This is a genomic window from Glycomyces tritici (genome assembly GCF_030403505.1).
This window is the reverse complement of record NZ_JAUEMJ010000006.1, coordinates 64,656-81,410: the sequence shown is the minus strand read 5'-3', so window position 1 is coordinate 81,410 and position 16,755 is coordinate 64,656. Positions and strand designations below refer to the sequence as shown.

The 16,755-nt window shown below is 70.5% G+C and carries 12 protein-coding genes and 2 tRNA genes; 7 read left to right on the top strand and 7 right to left on the bottom strand.

Annotated features, from left to right (window positions below; all coding sequences use genetic code 11):
- The first annotated feature begins 7 nt into the window (after positions 1–7).
- Both QWI33_RS19335 and QWI33_RS19330 read left to right on the top strand, forming a co-directional pair.
- A complete protein-coding gene (locus tag QWI33_RS19335) occupies positions 8–442 on the top strand; it encodes a hypothetical protein (protein WP_289958792.1) in 435 nt (144 codons plus the stop codon).
- A 362-nt stretch (positions 443–804) separates the two neighbouring features.
- On the top strand, positions 805–1,779 hold the full coding sequence (locus QWI33_RS19330; RefSeq protein ID WP_289958791.1) for a chaplin family protein: 975 nt from the start codon (positions 805–807) through the stop codon (positions 1,777–1,779).
- A gap of 87 nt (positions 1,780–1,866) precedes the next feature.
- Here the strand turns inward: QWI33_RS19330 and QWI33_RS19325 are convergent, their stop codons facing one another.
- Both QWI33_RS19325 and QWI33_RS19320 read right to left on the bottom strand, forming a co-directional pair.
- Positions 1,867–2,376 carry an SRPBCC domain-containing protein gene (locus tag QWI33_RS19325; protein ID WP_289958790.1) on the bottom strand — a complete coding sequence of 170 codons (510 nt, stop codon included), beginning with the start codon at positions 2,374–2,376 and terminating at the stop codon, positions 1,867–1,869.
- On the bottom strand, positions 2,373–4,955 hold the full coding sequence (locus QWI33_RS19320) for an Hsp70 family protein (protein WP_289958789.1): 2,583 nt from the start codon (positions 4,953–4,955) through the stop codon (positions 2,373–2,375). Before QWI33_RS19320 ends, QWI33_RS19325 begins: the two co-directional genes overlap by 4 nt.
- A 134-nt stretch (positions 4,956–5,089) precedes the next feature.
- On the opposite strand from QWI33_RS19320, the gene QWI33_RS19315 reads away from it, so the two are divergent.
- Positions 5,090–8,167 (top strand): glycoside hydrolase family 3 C-terminal domain-containing protein, encoded by a 3,078-nt coding sequence (locus QWI33_RS19315; protein ID WP_289958788.1) that lies wholly within the window; start codon positions 5,090–5,092, stop codon positions 8,165–8,167.
- A 59-nt stretch (positions 8,168–8,226) separates the two neighbouring features.
- Here QWI33_RS19315 and QWI33_RS19310 read toward each other — a convergent pair whose 3' ends face one another.
- The 5 genes from QWI33_RS19310 to QWI33_RS19290 form a co-directional block, all read right to left on the bottom strand.
- On the bottom strand, positions 8,227–9,069 hold the full coding sequence (locus QWI33_RS19310; RefSeq protein WP_289958787.1) for an RpnC/YadD family protein: 843 nt from the start codon (positions 9,067–9,069) through the stop codon (positions 8,227–8,229).
- Positions 9,070–9,232: 163 nt separating this feature from the next.
- Positions 9,233–10,111 (bottom strand): NUDIX hydrolase, encoded by an 879-nt coding sequence (locus tag QWI33_RS19305; RefSeq protein WP_289958786.1) that lies wholly within the window; start codon positions 10,109–10,111, stop codon positions 9,233–9,235.
- Positions 10,111–12,159, bottom strand: coding sequence for an RNA degradosome polyphosphate kinase (locus QWI33_RS19300; protein ID WP_289958785.1), 2,049 nt, complete (start codon positions 12,157–12,159; stop codon positions 10,111–10,113). The genes QWI33_RS19305 and QWI33_RS19300 overlap by 1 nt, the downstream gene beginning before the upstream one ends.
- A gap of 363 nt (positions 12,160–12,522) precedes the next feature.
- Positions 12,523–12,597, bottom strand: a tRNA-Asp gene (locus QWI33_RS19295).
- A 90-nt stretch (positions 12,598–12,687) separates the two neighbouring features.
- Positions 12,688–12,760: transfer RNA gene (locus tag QWI33_RS19290), tRNA-Glu, on the bottom strand.
- A 217-nt stretch (positions 12,761–12,977) separates the two neighbouring features.
- Between QWI33_RS19290 and pheA the strand changes: the two genes are divergently transcribed.
- From pheA to QWI33_RS19270, 4 genes are all read left to right on the top strand, one after another.
- Positions 12,978–13,892, top strand: a complete 915-nt coding sequence (gene pheA, locus QWI33_RS19285; RefSeq protein ID WP_289958784.1) for a prephenate dehydratase — start codon at positions 12,978–12,980, stop codon at positions 13,890–13,892.
- A gap of 37 nt (positions 13,893–13,929) precedes the next feature.
- Entirely contained in the window at positions 13,930–14,553 is a 624-nt protein-coding gene (locus QWI33_RS19280) for a GOLPH3/VPS74 family protein (protein ID WP_289958783.1), read from the top strand.
- 55 nt (positions 14,554–14,608) lie between these two features.
- Positions 14,609–15,325 carry an ArsR/SmtB family transcription factor gene (locus tag QWI33_RS19275; protein ID WP_289958782.1) on the top strand — a complete coding sequence of 239 codons (717 nt, stop codon included), beginning with the start codon at positions 14,609–14,611 and terminating at the stop codon, positions 15,323–15,325.
- A 119-nt stretch (positions 15,326–15,444) separates the two neighbouring features.
- Entirely contained in the window at positions 15,445–16,713 is a 1,269-nt protein-coding gene (locus QWI33_RS19270) for an MFS transporter (protein WP_289958781.1), read from the top strand.
- The last annotated feature ends 42 nt before the right edge of the window (positions 16,714–16,755 follow it).

The window sequence follows — 16,755 nt, the reverse complement described above, 5'->3', positions numbered from 1 at the left end:
GATGAAAATGCGCACTTTGCGTACGGCGGGCCTCGTCGGAGGACTCGCTACGGGGGCTCTGCTGCTCGCCGGCACGGCGGCCCAGGCTGCCGACACCGAGGTTCCGGAATCGACCGGCGACCTCGTCACCACGACTCCGGAAGCCCTCGGGGGGCTTCCGGTGTCTCCCGACGCAGTGACCGGTCTGGCCGGTGGCGTCACCGACAAGGTGACCGACAAGGTCCCCGGCCTGGACGCGGTGGACTCGATCCCCGGCGTGAACGCCCTGCTGCCTTCCGGTCCCGACGCGGAAGCCAAGGGCGGCAACGCCGCTGACAAGGTCGCCGACCAGGTCAAAGACCAGGTCAAGGACCAGAACGACCAGGACGAGCCCGCGGGCAACCCGGTCACCGACCTGCTCTCGGGCCTCGGCGGCGGCCTTCCGGTCCCGCTGCCCTTCTAAGGCGGCGAACCACACCGCATACCTGCGGCGCGCGCTTCTCCAGGCGCGCTGTGGATCACGGTCGAAGGGCCCGCCCGGGTCAGACGCGAACGGCTCGAGGAGTCCCGCGGCGGTGCACAGCCGCGGCTCGCGAGCGGTCCGCTCGGCACCCTCAGGTGCCGACCGCCCGGGCGGCCCTACCGGCCGAGCAAGGCAGTACCAGGAATAGAAGCAGCCAGACAAAACTCTCCCGGTCTCAAAAAGCACCCCGTCCAACCGCAGGACCCAGCCTGCCGGACGCGAACAAGCTTTCGAGGCCACGGAGCTTCACGGGGGATACGTGATGGAACAGCAAGAACCATTTCCCTGAAAGGTGAGACTTCGTGAACAACTCATGGGCACGCAAGACCGCGCAGACCGGCCTCGTCGCAACGGGGGTCGTCCTCGTCGCCGGCGTCGGCACCGCCCAGGCCTCGGGCCCTGACGTCACCACGCAGGACCAGGTCGGCGCCGTGTCGGGCAACCAGGTCGTCGCGCCGATCCAGGCGCCCATCAACATCTGCGGCGTCGCCGCGGCCGTCCTCGGCACCGCCTCGGCGGGCTGCGAAGGCGGCGCCACCGCCGACTACGACGGTGCGGGCGACCTGACCACGCAGAACAACACCGGTCTCGGCAACGGCAACCAGGCGTTCGCCCCGGTGCAGGCCCCCACCGACATCAGCGGCATCGCCGCCGCCGTCGGCGGCGTCGCCGGCGGCTGGTCCACCGGCGGCTCGCACGCCGACATCGAATCCGGCACCGCCGAGTCCGGCAAGGCCGAGTCCGACACGCTGACCCAGGGCAACTACGGCGCCCTGTCCGGCAACCAGCTGCTCGCGCCGATCCAGGCGCCGATCAACGCCTGCGGCAACGCGGTCGCCGTCGGCGGTGCGTCCGACGCCGGCTGCGAGGGCGGCGCCGACGCCGACTACTCCGGCGCGGGCAACCTGACCACCCAGGACAACATCGGCCTCGGCAACGGCAACCAGATCTTCGCCCCGATCCAGGCCCCGGTCAACGTGTGCGGCAACGCCATCGCGATCCTCGGCCACGCCACCGCCTCGTGCGAGGGCGGCTCGGACGCCGAGATCCCCGGCGGCCACGACCACCACCACAGCCACAAGGAGCTCTCGACCACCGAGGCCTCCAACGTGGACCTCAACGAAGAGGCCCTCCCGGCCGTCCCCGGTCTCGACGCGGTGAGCGGCGCGACCGGCGGGCTCCCCGTGGTCGGCGGCCTGGTCGGCAACACCACCTCCGAAGGTGTTGCGGACTCGGTCGCGGGCCTCACCGAGCTCGCGGGTGCGGGCGTTCTCTAACGCACGACGGGCGGCCCGCTCCATGACGGCGCGGGCCCGCTACTGATATCGATTCTGAACGGCGGTCCGCATCGAGCGGGCCGCCGTTCAGTCGTCGAGGGTCTTCAGGCGCCCTTCGAGCGCGGCGTTCATCGAGTCGAAGCCCTGCTCGGTGTCGGCCAGGAGCGACTTCATGAGCGGCACGAGGACCCCGGTGAACCGCTCCCCGTGGGTGAGCCTGGTGGTGCCGTCCGTCTGCGGTTCGAGCACGAGGTAGTGCTCGCCGTCGAAGAGCCCGCCGGGGCCGAGCTTGCCGAGCCAGCGGATCTGCCGGGCCGGGGAGACGCGCAGGACGCGCGGCTTGAACCGGTCGACCTTGCCGTTCGGCTGCGTCAGCGTCACCTGGAGGCGGTCGTCCTCGGCCAGGACCCCGGAGATCTCGGTGATGAACGGGTTCCACCGCCCGTACGCCGGGAAGTCGGTCAGGACCGCCCACACCTCGTTCGCGCGCGCGTCCAGGTGCACCGTGGTCTCGATCCGGTGCTCCTGGCCGAGCGCCCACAGGCTGTACGCGGTGGCGGCGGCGACGATCGCGGCCGCGATGATGAAGAAGATCAATTCCCCAGACTCCAGAATCGGATGTTGCCCTCGCTGTCGCCGGTGACCGCGAACTGGCGGTCGTCGATCGTGACCTGCACCAGTTCGGTCGGCACTCCGGAGGTTTCGAAGCGAACGGTATCCGATGTGTCGAGACTGACGGCCTGAGCGACGCCCTCCGAATCGATCGACATCAGCGCGGTGCCGTACACGCTCTCCACGAACTCGAAGTGGTACTCCGCGCCGAGGTCCGAGTAGGGGGTGGGCGCGTACGACTCGGCCTGTTCTTCCAGGTCCCAGAAGTGCAGCATGTTGTCCGAGCCGTAGGCCATCGCGTGCGGCGAGCCCCAGTCGTAGACGATGCCGAACGCCTCGACGATGTTGCCCTCCCAGCCCTCGGAGCTGTACGGGAGGCCGTCGGCGACCCCGCCGAACATGTCGATGTTGTCCAGGCGCTGCTCCGAGTCGAACGCGACGATGGCCGTGTAGTCCACGTCCGCGGACGTGAAGAACCGCGCGTAGGCGTAGCCGTCGGGGATCGGATTGTGCGCGATCGTGTCCTGGCTCTCGAGGTCGTAGACCTCGTACTCCGTGTCGTTCACCAGGGTCAGCACCGGGGTGCCGCCGTCGGTCCCGGGACGGAAGTAGGCGACCTCCGCGCCGTCCGCCACCATCTCGGGCGTCCCGGCCGGCTCGAATTCCTGCGTCAGCGTGGTCCACACGTACGGCCGGCCGTCAGCGCCGATCGCGATCATGATCGGCTCGCCGTCGGAGCCCCAGGCGGCCCACAGGTCGGTGGCGTCCCAGTCCTCAGGCCAGTACTCGTCGACCAGCACTCCTTCGGTCAAGTCCCACAGGTCGATGGAGCCGTCCGCGCCGTTGGAGAACAGCAGCGGCCCGTTCGGGGCGTCGAGGAACGCCAAGGACTCGACGGTGCCGTTGTGCGTGCCTTCGATGTTGCTGACCAGCGCGCCCGGGAAGTTCTCCGACCAGTCGGCGTCGAAGCTCCGGACGGTGCCGTCGCCTTCGCCGCCATCGTCGTAGGCGCCGTCGAACGGGTCGCTGCCGTAGTTGAAGTACCAGGCCAGGCCCGCGATGATGAGGATGTCGACGAGGATGAACGCCACGATCCCGCGCCGGCCGACCTTCTTGGCGCGCTGGCGCTGCTCCTCGGTGCGCGGCGGCTCGTCCTCGTCGTCGTCGCGGTCGACCGACACGGGCGGTGTGAACTGCGGGGTGCGCGTCTGCGGCGGCAGGTTGCGGTGGACCGGGCTCGGCTCCGCCGCTCCCGACTCCGCCGTCACCGGCTCCGCCGGCCGCAACTCGGGCGGGGTCTGCTCCTGCCGCGGCGACGGCGTGTACGACGGCACGGGCTGGTACGTCGGCGCCGTCTGCGGCGGCGCCTGCATCGCGGGCGCGGTCTGCGGTGAAGGCGGTGCGAGGTTCGCCACCGCCGGGGTGAACGGGGCGGGGACGAAACCGCCCTGCTGCGCGGGGCGCGTGAGCGGGAACGTGGTCGAGTACTGCCCAGCCTGCGTCCACAGCACGCTGCCCTCGGCGACGACCACCTCGGGCTGGTCGAGCACCGTCGGCGCCAGCCCGAGCGAGCGGTGGAGCATGGTGCCCACCAGCGGCATCCGGCTCGCCCCGCCCACCAGGAACACGCCGGCGCTGGCGGCCACGTCGAGCCCGGCGGCGCGGATGACCGCCTGGGTGACGCGGATGGTCTGCTCGAGGTGCGGGTGGGCGATCTGCTCGAGCTCGGTGCGGGTCAGGTGCGCCTCGACGTCGAGGATCGGGATCGCGATGTCCGACTGCTGGTGGCGCGAGAGGCGCTCCTTGGCGCCGCGCACCTCCTCCTGGAACTCCCGGAAATGCCGCCTATCCTCCACAGTGGAGGGGTTGACGAGTCGCTTCCAGCCCTCGCGGTCGCCGTAGGTGGTGCCGAGGTGCTCGATGAGCGCCGCGTCGATGTCCAGGCCGCCCAGGTCGCTGCGCCCGTCCAGGGCGACGGTGGAGAAGCCGTGCTCGGTGCGGCGCACCACGCTCGCGTCGAAGGTGCCCGCGCCGAGGTCGTAGACCACGATCGAGGCGCCCACGGCCATGCGGTGCTTGAGCGCCTCCGCGTAGTAGGTCGCGGCGGCCACGGGCTCGGGCACGAGCCGCACCTGGCCGAGGCCGGAGCGGGCGGCGGCGTCCTCGATCACCTGGCGGCGCGCGGGGCCCCACTCGGCCGGCACGGTGAGCGTCACCTGCGAGGGCTGGCCGACGACGCGGCGGCATTCGGCGGCGACGGCGTCCAGGACCGCCCCGATGAGCGCGGAGATCGGGTACTCGCGCGCGCCCAGGAGGGTCGAGGGGCGGTCGATGAGCCGCTTGGGGTTGGGTTCGAAGCGCTCGGGGTGGCGGCGGCCCGCGTGGACGGCGTCGCGGCCCACGAGGATGCCGCCGTCGGCGTCGGCGCACACCGCCGAGGGCATCAGCGGCGCGCCGTCGAACAGGAGGGGCCGGAGGCTCCCGTCGGCGCGGCGGACGACCGCGATCGTGTGCGAGGTGCCGAAATCGACGCCGAGCGAAGTTCCTTGGGGGCCGGGGCTCATGAGAGGAATCGTAACGAACGGGAGAGTGCGCGGTCGGCCAGCAAGGTTTCGACCGCGTACCGGGATACTGATTTGGATTTGTCTGGTCGTCCGTCGTAATGTCGTGGGGACTGACACCGACCGATAGGACGAGCATGACCGCTCCCGTGTACCTCGACCCGACCACGCCTGTCGCCGAACGCGTGGAGGCGATCCTCGCCCTCATGACGGACGAGCAGAAGCTCGCGTGCCTCAACGGCGTGCCCGAGACCGTCCTCGCCGACGGCTTCACCCTGCCCTCGCGCGGCAATGCCTTCAACGAAGTCCTGCACTCCTCCGGCAAGAAGCCCGACGCGACCTTCTTCCCGCAGGCCATCGGCCTCGGCGCGACCTGGGACACCGAGCTCATGGAGGCCGTCGGCGCGGCCGTCGCCCACGAGGTGCGCGCCCGCGACACCGACGTCTTCGCCTCCTTCGGACCCGTCGCCGACATCCGCTCCAACCCCCTCGCCGGGCGGTTCGAGGAGGGCTTCGGCGAGGACCCCCTCCACGTCGGCGCCATGACCACCGCGTACGCCTGGGGCCTGCGCGGGCGCCACCCCGAGTACGTCAAGACCTTCACCCAGATGAAGCACTTCCTCGGCTACAACCACGAGTGGCACCGCTCGCAGAGCTCCGCGTCCATGGGCGTGCGGGCGTACCACGAGTACCAGGTCGTCCCGTACCGGATGCCCGTCGAAGCGGGCGCGGTGATGGGCGCGATGACCGCGTACAACAACGTCAACGGCGTGCCCTCGATCATCGCCCCGATCCTGCAGACCCTCCGCGACGAGTGGACGAAGGACGGCGTGTTCTTCTTCCTGCCCGACGGCTGGGACGGCGTCAACCTCCACACCACCAAGGGCGAGCCGTGGGACACCTGGCAGGTCGACCCGCGCGGCGACGTGCCCTACCCGCAGGGCGTCGCCGCCGAAGCGGGCCAGGCGATCGACGGCATCGACGAGATCGGCGTCTGGGCCTCGGCGCTCATGCTCCACGCCGGCGTCTCCCACTTCCACGACGGCTCCGAGCTGCCCTTCGTCCCGAACGCGGGCGAGGCCGTGCGCCGCGGGCTCCTCGGCGTCACCATGGCCCATGTGGAGCGGTCGGTGCGCGACTGGCTCCACTTCCTCGTCCGCACCGGCCAACTCGACGGCGACGCCTGCGAGTACAACCTGATCCCGGCCGACCCCCACCCGCAGGACCGGCCCGAGCACATCGCGCTCGCCCACCGCGCCGCGCAGGAGCAGCTCGTGCTCCTCAAGAACACCGACGCGGCCCTGCCGATCCCCGAGACCGCGAGCATCGCCGTCGTCGGCCCGCTCGCCGACCTCAACCTCCGCGACTTCTACAGCCCCACCGTCCCCGCCGAGCGCCGCCCCAGCCCGCTCCAGGCCCTGCGGGAGCGGTTCGGTCAGGTCACCCACCACAGCGGCAACGACACCGTCGCATGGCAGGCCGGCGGCCAGTACGTGACCGTCGCCGAGAACGGGGCGCTCGTCGCCGCCGCCACCGCCGTGGGCGACACCGAGACCTTCGAGGTCTGGGACTGGGCGCACGAGCAGCACATGTTCCGCCACAACGCGACCGGGAAGTTCGTCCAGGCGAACCTCCTGCAGCAGGACGACGGCCCGGCCACCTTCGAGAACCAGGCCGGCGCCTCCGGCGGCGGCGGACCGCTCCTCGTCGCCGTCGAGACCGAGATGGAGGACGGCGACGCCTGGTTCACCCACCAGAACCTCCACTACGTCCGCACCGGGGACGGCGCCGTCGAGCTGTTCGGCGTGAACCACGTTCCCGCCGAAGCGGACGGCCCGTTCCACGTGCGCCTCGCCGAGGACGGCTCACTGCCGCTCACCAAGGGCCCCGCCGACCCGGTCCTCACCGAGACGCTCTGGGAGAACGGCCCCGAAGCCGCCGCAGCCGTTGCGGCCGAAGCGGACTGGGCCGTCGTGTTCGTCGGCAACCACCCGATGGTCAACGCCCGCGAATGCTTCGACCGCCCCGGCCTCGACCTCGGCCCGCGCCAGGCCGACCTCGTCCGCGAAGTCGCCGCCGCCAAGCCCGGCCGCACCGTCGTCGTCGTGGTCTCGGCCTACCCCTTGGCGGTCGGCGACATCGCCGCCGACCCCAACGTGGCCGCGATCCTCTACACCTCCCACGCCGGACAGGCCGTCGGCGCCGCCCTGGCCGAGGCGCTGGCCGGCGACTACTCGCCCGCCGGGCGGCTCACCTCGACCTGGCTGCCGGACACGTCCTCGCTCCCGAAGGCCGGCCCGCGCGCGGAACCGTACCGAGTCAGCGACGTCGACATGCTCGAGTACGACGTGATCGCGGCCGAGCTGACCTACCGCTACTCCAAGGCCGAGGCGGTCTACGGCTTCGGACACGGCCTGAGCTACACCGACTTCGCGTACGGCGACCTCCGAGTGCCCTCCACTGCGGACGCCGCAGAGCGGTTCACCGCCACTGTGGACGTCACCAATGCGGGGGAGCGGACCTCCGACGAGGTCGTGCTCCTCTTCGCGAACATCACCGCGTCGGCCTACGGCGACCGCATCCCGCAGCGCCAGCTCGCGGGCTTCACCCGCGCCCGCGACATCGCGCCCGGCGAGACCCGCCGCGTCGAGATCGAGGTCGACCCGCAGACCCTGTTCGTATGGGACGTGGTGCGCGGCAAGCGGATCGTGGAGACCGGCGACTACCGGTTCACGATCGGCGACGAAGGCCCCCAGGCGCAGGTCCGCATCGAGGGCGAGGCCATCGCCGAACTCGACCTCTCCGAGACGGCCAACGTCTGGGAGAAGGCCACGATCGCCGAAGGCCTCACCTACTGGGAGGTCGCGAAGCTCAACACCCTCAAGCGCGAGGGCGGCTACCACTCGACCGGCTCCCGCCGGGCCGGCAGCCACGTGGGCTTCACCAGAGCGATGCTCGACGGCGCCACCGGCATCGAGCTGCGCACCGCCACCACCACCGCCGACTGGGCCGACCTCGCCGACCCCGTGATCGAGGTCCGCGCCGCCGCCCCGGACGGCCCCCTCCTCGCCGAGGTCGAGGTCCCCAAGACGGCCGGCTTCCAGTCGTTCACCGACGTCACCGCGCCGCTCGACAACGCCGAAGGCACCCAGGACCTCTACCTGGTCTTCCGCAGCGGAGGCATCTACATCGACACGATCCGCCTGACCCGCTAGACGCAAGCGAAAGGGGGGAGCCGGGCAATCGACCCGGCTCCCCCCTTCAAGCTGTTCGGCTACGCCTCGAACAGGCCCGCTGCCGAACCGGAGGCGATGAACTTCGTGATCCAGGCTTCGAGCTCCTGGCGGTCGGTCGAGGCCTCGATGCGCTGACGCTGCTCGGCCGTGATGCCCGTCTGCGTGGCTTCGAGCATGCTGACGAGGATGCGGCGCGATTGCAGGAGGGCGCCTTCCTCGCGGCCTTGCTCGCGACCTTCCTCGCGGCCTTCCTCGCGACCTTCGAAGCGCAGCCGGTCGCTGTATTCGGAGTGGTACGGGCGGGTCTGCGTGCGCATGAGTTCCTCCAGCATTCGGGCGGGCTCGTCTTCCAGGATCGTGAGCAGAGTCTTGATGTAATCGGCCGCTCGCCCTGGTTCGATGGTACCGAGGCGGCGGTCGAGTGTCGATATGAACAGTTCGGCTTTGCGCCCTTTCGGGGCCTTGCCGTATGCAGCGGTCACGACGGCTGCCGCAGTCGTGGGCAGTAGCTCTGCGTCGATCGCGTCGGGGAAGTCCGACGGTCCGACCGAGTGCACCGTGATGATGTTGTCAGGGCCGAGCTGAATGCCCTTCAGATACTTCCGGGCCACCTTGTCGCTGGGGCAGACGAGCACCAGTTCGATCGGCAACCTGTGATCCTCGAAAGCGCGAGTCATGTAACCCGGCAGCCGGAAGTGCTTCTCGTCCTTCCATTCGGTCTGGACTTCCACTATGACGATCCTGTCGTCCTCGTTCGGGAACGACAGGCTCACCATGACATCGGCCCGCCGCTCGGTCCTTCCGATGGAGCCGACCGAGGTCGAACGCGTCTGCGCGCCGGTGCATACCGATATCCGCCGGTCCTTGTCGGCGAGGTCCATCAGCCAAGCCGCCGTGAGCGGCTCGTCTTGAATGGCCTGGATTATGAGTTCGTGTGCCTCTCCTGGCATCGGGGGGATTCCCTTCGTTTCGCGGTACTCCCGTGAAACGAGTGCGGGCCCTTCGAAGACGTGCGTCTGTCGGAAAACCGACAGACTGTTCGAACTAGTTGTGGTGCTCGGTCGCCACCAGTTCGCCGCCGGCGGTGTGGAAGACCACGAAGGCGCCCTTCTCCAAGGGGTCCAGCAGGGTCGGGGAGCCCAGGCGGCCGCTCACGTAGGTGATCATCTCGTCGATGTGCTCGCCGTGGCCGCAGACGACCGCGGGCTTGCCGGCGGCGATGATCTCGTCCAGGCGGGCGGCGACCTCGGCGGGCTTGCTCGTTCCCAGGGTGAAGTCGGGCAGGCCCGTCACCGGGACGGCCTCGGCGGCGCAGTACGGCAGCAGGGTCTCCAGGCACCGGGCGCTCGTGGAGCTGTAGGCGGCGCCGGCCGGATACGCGGCCAGGAGCACCTCGAGCTGCTGCGCCCGCTCGCGGCCCCGCTGGTTCAAGGGCCGCAGCTCGTCCTGGTCGAACCAGTCTGCTTTGGACATTGCGATGGCATGCCGCACGAACACGAGCGGCACGGTCTCGCGCGCGTTGAGGCGCGTGAAGTCCGCCAGCACCGGCTGGTCGCGCTCATAGGTGAGCCGGCCGGCGACGTCCGCGAGCGGGACCCATGCGAGGTCGTCGACCTCGCGCGGGTCGACCGCCTCGTCCACGGCGTCGTCCGACGCCGGTGTGGCGCACCAGTAGTCGACGCGCTTGAGCTTGCCCTCCTTGTCGTAGAAGGAGGGCGCGAGCGGGCGGCCGAGCACCGGCCGGATGCCCGTCTCCTCGAAGACCTCCCGCTGCGCGGCCGCGAGCAGGTGCTCGCCGCGCTTCAGCTTGCCTTTGGGGAAGGTCCAGTCGCCGTACTTGGGCCGGTGGATGAGGGCCAGCTCGGGCCCCTCATCGCCCTGGCGCCACAGGACGGCGCCGGCGGCGAAGATCTCGGGTTGCATCAACGGTGCTCCTGCATGAGTTGTTCCTGGAGGTCGCCCCCGCTGCGCTGGCGGGTCCACAGCCCCAGCGGGCCGAGCCGCCACGTCCGGATGTCGGCGTCCATGCCTCGGTCGAGCAGCGAGGTCAGCTGCGCGCGGTGGGCGTCCCCCTCGACCCGGACGAGCACCTCGACGCGGCGGTCGAGGTTGCGGTGCATGAGGTCCGCGCTGCCCAACCATACTTCCGGGTCGCCGCCGTTCTCGAACACGTACACCCGGGAGTGTTCCAGGAAGCGCCCCAGGACGCTCCTGACCCGGATGGTCTCCGAGAGGCCCGGCACGCCGGGCCGCAGCGCGCAGATGCCGCGGATGTACAGGTCGACTGGGACGCCGGCCCGCGAGGCCCGGTAGAGGGCGTCGATGATGCCCTCGTCGGTGAGCGAGTTGCACTTGAACCGCAGCCGCGCGGGCAGGCCCTTGCGGTGGTTCTCGATCTCGCGGTCGATCCGCTCGATGAGGCCGGGCCGCAGCGAGTGCGGGGCGACGAGGAGCCGGTGGAAGTCCTCGTCGCGCGAGAAGCCGGTGAGGTGGTTGAAGATCGCGTTCACGTCCTCGCCGACCTCGGGGTCGGTGGTGAGGATGCCGACGTCCTCGTAGAGCCGGGCGGTGGTCGGGTGGTAGTTCCCGGTCCCGACATGGCTGTAGCGCAGCAGCGTCCCGTCGGTCTCCTGCCGCACGACCAGCGCGAGCTTGCAGTGCGTCTTGAGGCCCACTATGCCGTACATGACGTGGCAGCCGGCCTGCTCGAGCTTCTGCGCCCAGTCGATGTTGGCCTGCTCGTCGAAGCGGGCCTTGATCTCCACGACGACGACGACCTGCTTGCCGGCGTCGGCGGCGCTGATGAGCGCGTCGACGATGGGGGACTTGCCGCTCGTGCGGTACAGGGTCTGCTTGATCGCCAGGACCTTCGGGTCCGCGGCGGCCTCCTCGATGAGCCGCTCGACCGAGGCGGTGAACGAGTCGTAGGGGTGATGCACGAGCACGTCCCGGTCGCGCATGACGGCGAACAGGTCGGCGTCCGGCGGCAGCACCTTCTCGGACGGCCGGAAGCGGGGGTACTTCAGCTCGGTCCGGTCGAGGTCGGCGATCGCGTCGAGCCCGGCGAGGTCGAGCGGGCCGGGCAGCTTGTAGACGACCTGCTCGTCGACCCCGAGTTCGGCGATGAGCCGGTCGAGGACCTTCCCGTCGATGGTGTCCTCCACTTCGAGGCGCACGACGGGCCCGAAGCGGCGTCGCAGCAGCTCGCGCTCGAGGGTCTGGAGGAGGTTCTCGGTGATGTCCTCGTCGATCTCGAGGTCCTGGTTGCGGGTGACGCGGAACGTGTGGTGCCCGAGCACGTCCATGCCGGGGAACAGCTGCGCGAGGTGGGCGGCGATGACGTCCTCGAGCGGCGTGAACCGGCCGGGCGCGACGGCCATGAACCGCGAGAGCAGCGGCGGGACCTTGACGCGCGCGAAGCGGGTGGTGCCGTTGCGGGGGTCGTGCACCTGGACGGCGAGGTTGAGGGAGTTCCCGGAGATGTACGGGAAGGGGTGGGCGGGGTCGACGACGAGCGGGGTGAGCACCGGGTAGATGCGGGTGCGGAACAGCTCATGCATGCGGGCCTGTTCGACCTCTTCGAGGTCGGCCCAGCGCACGATCGCGATGTCCTTCTCGGCCAGGAGCGGGGCGATCTCGTCGCGGAAGTATTCGGCGTGCTCGATGCTCATCTGGTGGGCGAGGCCGGCGATGCGGGTGAGGACGGCGTGGGGCGAGCGGCCCGAGGAGGTGCGCACGGGCAGGCCGGTGGCGAGGCGGCGGATGAGCCCGGCGACGCGGACCATGAAGAACTCGTCGAGGTTGTTGGAGAAGATCGAGAGGAACCTGACCCGTTCGAGCAGGGGCAGTTCGGGGGACTGCGCGAGTCGCAGCACCCGGCCGTTGAACCGCAGCCAGCTCTCTTCCCGGTCGAGATACCGGTCAGGCGGCAAACCGGTGTCAACGAGGGGAACAGGGTCACTATTCGTCATACATCACAAGGTTAACGAAGAAAATGAACCCGCGGTGAACGCGCTCTGAAATCCGCTCACGATCACGGGATCACCATCGGCCGCCGCGGGGACCGAAGCGCGACCGATGCGCAGACAGGCCCGGGCGAACCGGTCCGGCGCGCCTCCCGCCGTCCCAAGTGTCCACCAGGTTGCCGAGCGCCCGCGCGCGCCGCGCCGGAGCCCGCTTCCACTCCGGCCGGGTCCGGTCCCTGATGCAGTACCCCCGCGCGGTACGGCTGAACCCTCGACCGCCGTGTCTACCGCGCGCCCGGCCACCTGGGCGCCATGTCCATGAGACAACGAAAAAGCCCGCCGACGAATCGGCGGGCTTTCCCTTCACTGCGGTCCCGACGGGATTTGAACCCGCGACCTCCACCTTGACAGGGTGGCGAGCACTCCTAGCTGCTCTACGGGACCTTGGTCGAACACTTGCGTGTCCTACAAGGTCGCAAGACCTCTTTATTTATACCAGGCGCTCTCCGTGTGACCGGAACCGCGTCTGGGCCGTACCCCCAACGGGATTCGAACCCGTGTTACCGCCTTGAAAGGGCGGCGTCCTAGGCCCCTAGACGATGGGGGCGCTCAGTGATCCTGGCATACGAACCCGAGGGCCGCATTCCGATTTCCCTGTGCTTACCACCGCGGAATTCCGCTTGGGCTCGACAAGCATACGGGACAGCGGGAAGTCCGTCCACGGCGGGGCGCCGATGAGATCGCCGTCTCATCCGCGCCGCGACCCGCCCGGGCAGAAGGCCAGCTCGCGGCCCCTGCCCGGCCCCGCTTGCTAGCGTTGGCCCATGGAGTTCGCCTATCTGGGGCCGCGCGGGACCTTCACCGAGGCCGCGCTCCGCCGACTGCCCGCCGCCAAGACCGCCACCGCCACACCGATGTCCTCGATCTTCGAGATCCTCGACGCCGTGCGCCGCGGCGAGGTCGACGCGGGCTTCGTGCCGATCGAGAACTCCCAGGAGGGCACGGTCACTGTCACGGTGGACGAGCTCGTGGGCGGCGACCCGCTCGTCATCGTCGGCGAGGTCGTCCTGCCGGTCACCTTCGTGCTCGCCTCCGAGAAGCCCGTCGGCGAGATCACCACCGTCGCCTCCATGCCCGTCGCCCTCGCCCAGGTCCGCAAGTACCTGCGCCGCGAACTGCCGAACGCCGTCGTCCACCAGGCCCTCTCGACCGCCCAGGCCGCCCAGCGCGCCGCCGACGGCGAGTTCGACGCCGCCGTGTGCCCGCCGTTCGCCGCCGAAGCCGTCGGACTTCCCGTGCAGGCCTTCGACATCGGCGACAACCCGAACGCCGCGACCCGCTTCGTCCACGTCGTGCGCCCCACCAGCCCGCCCGAGCCGAGCGGGAACGACATCACCTCCCTGGTCGTCTACATCGACTACGACCGGGTCGGCGCGCTCCTCGGCGTCCTCACCGAGTTCGCGATCCGCGGCATCAACCTCACCCGCATCGAGTCCCGCCCCACCGGCGAGGGCCTGGGCCGGTACGCGTTCTTCCTCGACTGCACGGGCCACCTCGCCGACGCCCGCATGGGCGAGGCCCTCATGGGCCTGCGCCGCATCTGCGCCGACGTCCGCTACCTCGGCTCCTACCCGCGCGACCACTCCGACAAGCCCGTCCCGCCCCCGGCCGGACTGAGCGACGCCGACTTCGCCGACGCCGCCGCCTGGCTCGACCGCCTCCGCACCGGGGGCGCGTGAACCGCGCCGCGAGCGCACCGGGCCTACGCTGAAAGGCATGTCGACACTGCCCGAAGAGCTGGCGCTGCTCTCGCACGAAGCCGCGAACGGCCGCGCCGGCGGCTACCTCGACCTCGGCCTCGGCGGCGCGGTCCTGTTCGAACTCACGCTCGCCGGACGCATCGGCTTGGACGGCAAGAAGGTCCGCGTCCTCGACCCGACCCCCACCGGCGACCCCGTCGTCGACTCCCGCCTCGCCGCCATCGCCGCCGACAAGCCGCGCGCACCCCACAGCGTCCTTGAGCGGGCCTCCAAAGGCCTCGTTCCCGCGCTGCGCGAGCGCCTCGTCGCCACCGGCGAGCTGCGCCACGAGCGCGGCAAGGCCCTCGGGATCTTCCCCGTCAACCGGTACCACCCGCGCGACCGGCACGCGACGGCCGACGCCCGCACCCGGCTCACCTCCGCCGTCCGGACCGGGCGTGCCTTCGACGAGCGCACGCAGGCGCTCCTGTCGCTCATGGCCGCCATCCGCCTGGAGAAGGCGATCTTCCCCGACCGCCAGACCCGCCCGTCCCGCAAGGAGCTCAAGGCCCTCGCCGAAGCGCACTGGGTCGGGGCGGCGACGCGCAAGGCGGTGACCAACCGCGAGGGCGCCAACGCCGCCGCGTCGTCATCGGGCTAGGCCTTCCCCAGCGGTCGTCGCCGCGGCCCGCGCCCGGCCGTGGTTAGCTTGTCCCATGTCTGAAACACCTGCTTCGCGTCCCGAAGGCGCCGTGCCGGGCGCGACGGCGGGGCCCGCGGTGCCGGTCCCGCCGACACCGCCGCTGCCGCCCACGCCGCCGGGCAAGCCGCGGTTCATGGGCAAGGAGCACGTGAAGATCACCGACCCCGAGCGGATGAAGGCGCTCGCCCACCCGGCGCGCATGGCGGTCTTCGACTTCCTCGCCGGGCACCGGGTCGCGGGGTTCGAAGGGGCCACGGCCACCGAGATCGCCGAGGTCGCGGGCATGACGCCGAGCGCGATGAGCTACCACCTGCGGACCCTCGCGAAGGCCGGCTTCATCGAGGAGGCGCCGAGCCGGGGCGACGCGCGCGAGCGCTTGTGGCGCATGAAGATCCAGAGCTTCTCGATCCGCGCGGAGGACGACGCCCCCGAGAGTGCCAAGGTCATCGAGCGGACCATGGGCGAGATGTTCATGGAGCAGCACGACCGCAACTTCTCGCGCTGGCTCGACCAGCGGTTCGAGGCCGACCCGGCGCTGCGCGAGGCCGCGCTGACCCAGCAGGCGCACCTGCGGCTCACGATCGAGGAGGCGACGGAGTTCAGCCGCCGCTACCAGGAGCTGGAGCAGGAGTACGCCGACCGCACGTCGGAGCGGGCGGAGCGGGGTGTCGACGAGGAGGACGGCACGTACGTGTTCAACACGCTGTTCCGGTTCTTCCCGAAGGTCTGAGGCGCCCCGGGTCCGCTTGGGCGGCAGCGGGAGCAGGGCGCTCGAAGATGTAAAAGAAATCCTTCGAAAAATCTGAAAAACCTCTTTCGCGTCCAACTGTGAAAGAGTATCTTCGAAATATGTCTTTCACATCCTTCCTGGACGGGACCCGCTGGTCCGACGTCTACACCGCCGCGATCTGCGCGTTCCTCGCCGGAACCGCCATGTTCACGGCCGACTTCGCCCTCACCCTCCGCCTCCAGACGGAGGGCTACGGCGGCCTCGCCATCGCCGCGCTCATCATCTGCGCGACCCTGCCGCTGTTCCTCCTCGCGCCGTTCACCGGGCGCATGGCCGACCGGTTCGACAGCCGCGCGCTCATGGCCGCCTCGGGCCTCGTCCAGGCCGCCGCGATCGTCGCCATGGCGTTCACCGACAACCTGTACGGCCTGTACGGGCTGGTCATCGTGAACGCGGCCGGAACGGCGGTCCTGCAACCGGTCGTGAGCGCGCTCGTCCCGTCCATGTCGAGCCGCGAGGACCTGCCGCGGGCGGTCGCCCTGGTCCAGACCGGCACGCTCGTCGGCCTCGCCGCCGGGCCCGCCGCCGCCGGATTCCTCATCGGCGCCAACGGCGTCGGTGCGGCGCTCGCCCTCGCGGCGGCCTGCGCGACGGCGCGGGTCCTGCTGTGCTGCGACATCCGCACGCGGCGAGGCGGCGTGCGCCGGCCCGTCAAGGCGGACGAGGCGACCGCGGGCCCGGGCTGGCGACTGGGCGGCGACCGGCTGCTCACGGTGGTCGTCATCGCCTTCAGCTCGGTCATCGCGGCGCTGTGCGCGGTGAACGTGCTCAGCGTCTTCCTGGTGCGCGAGGTGTACGACGCGAGCGAGAGCATGTACGGGCTCATCAAGGCCTGCTGGACCGCCGGCATGGTCGTCGGTGCATGGGTCGCGGCCGCGGTCATCCGCCGCCTGGACCGCGATGTGCAGCTGGCGTGGATGGTCATGGCGTGCCTGGCCGGGGTCGGGCTGGTGTGCTTCGGGCAGGGGATGCCGCTGTTCACGGTGCTGCTCATGGTGCCGCTCAACCTGCTCGGCGGGATGTTCAACGCGGGGGAGAACTCGGCGCTGGGCATCGCGGTGGCCCGGCGCGTGCCGGAGGCGTTCCTGGGCCGCGCGAACGCGGCGGTGCACGGCCGGTTGAGCGCCGCTCAGCTCATCGGGTTCCTGCTCGGCGGGGCGATGTCGATGGTGATGGAGGTACAGGTCGCCTTCGCGGCGGTCGGCCTCCTGTCGATCGCGATCGTGCTCGCCTGCCTGCCGGCCATCCGCCGCGCGGCCCGCGACGACGGAGCCGGGACTCCGGCGGCACCGACCGCCGGGCGCGAACTCGCCGCGGCCGCGGCTTGAGCGCCGATCGCGTTGCGGTGGTGAGCGATTCGGGTGGGGGGC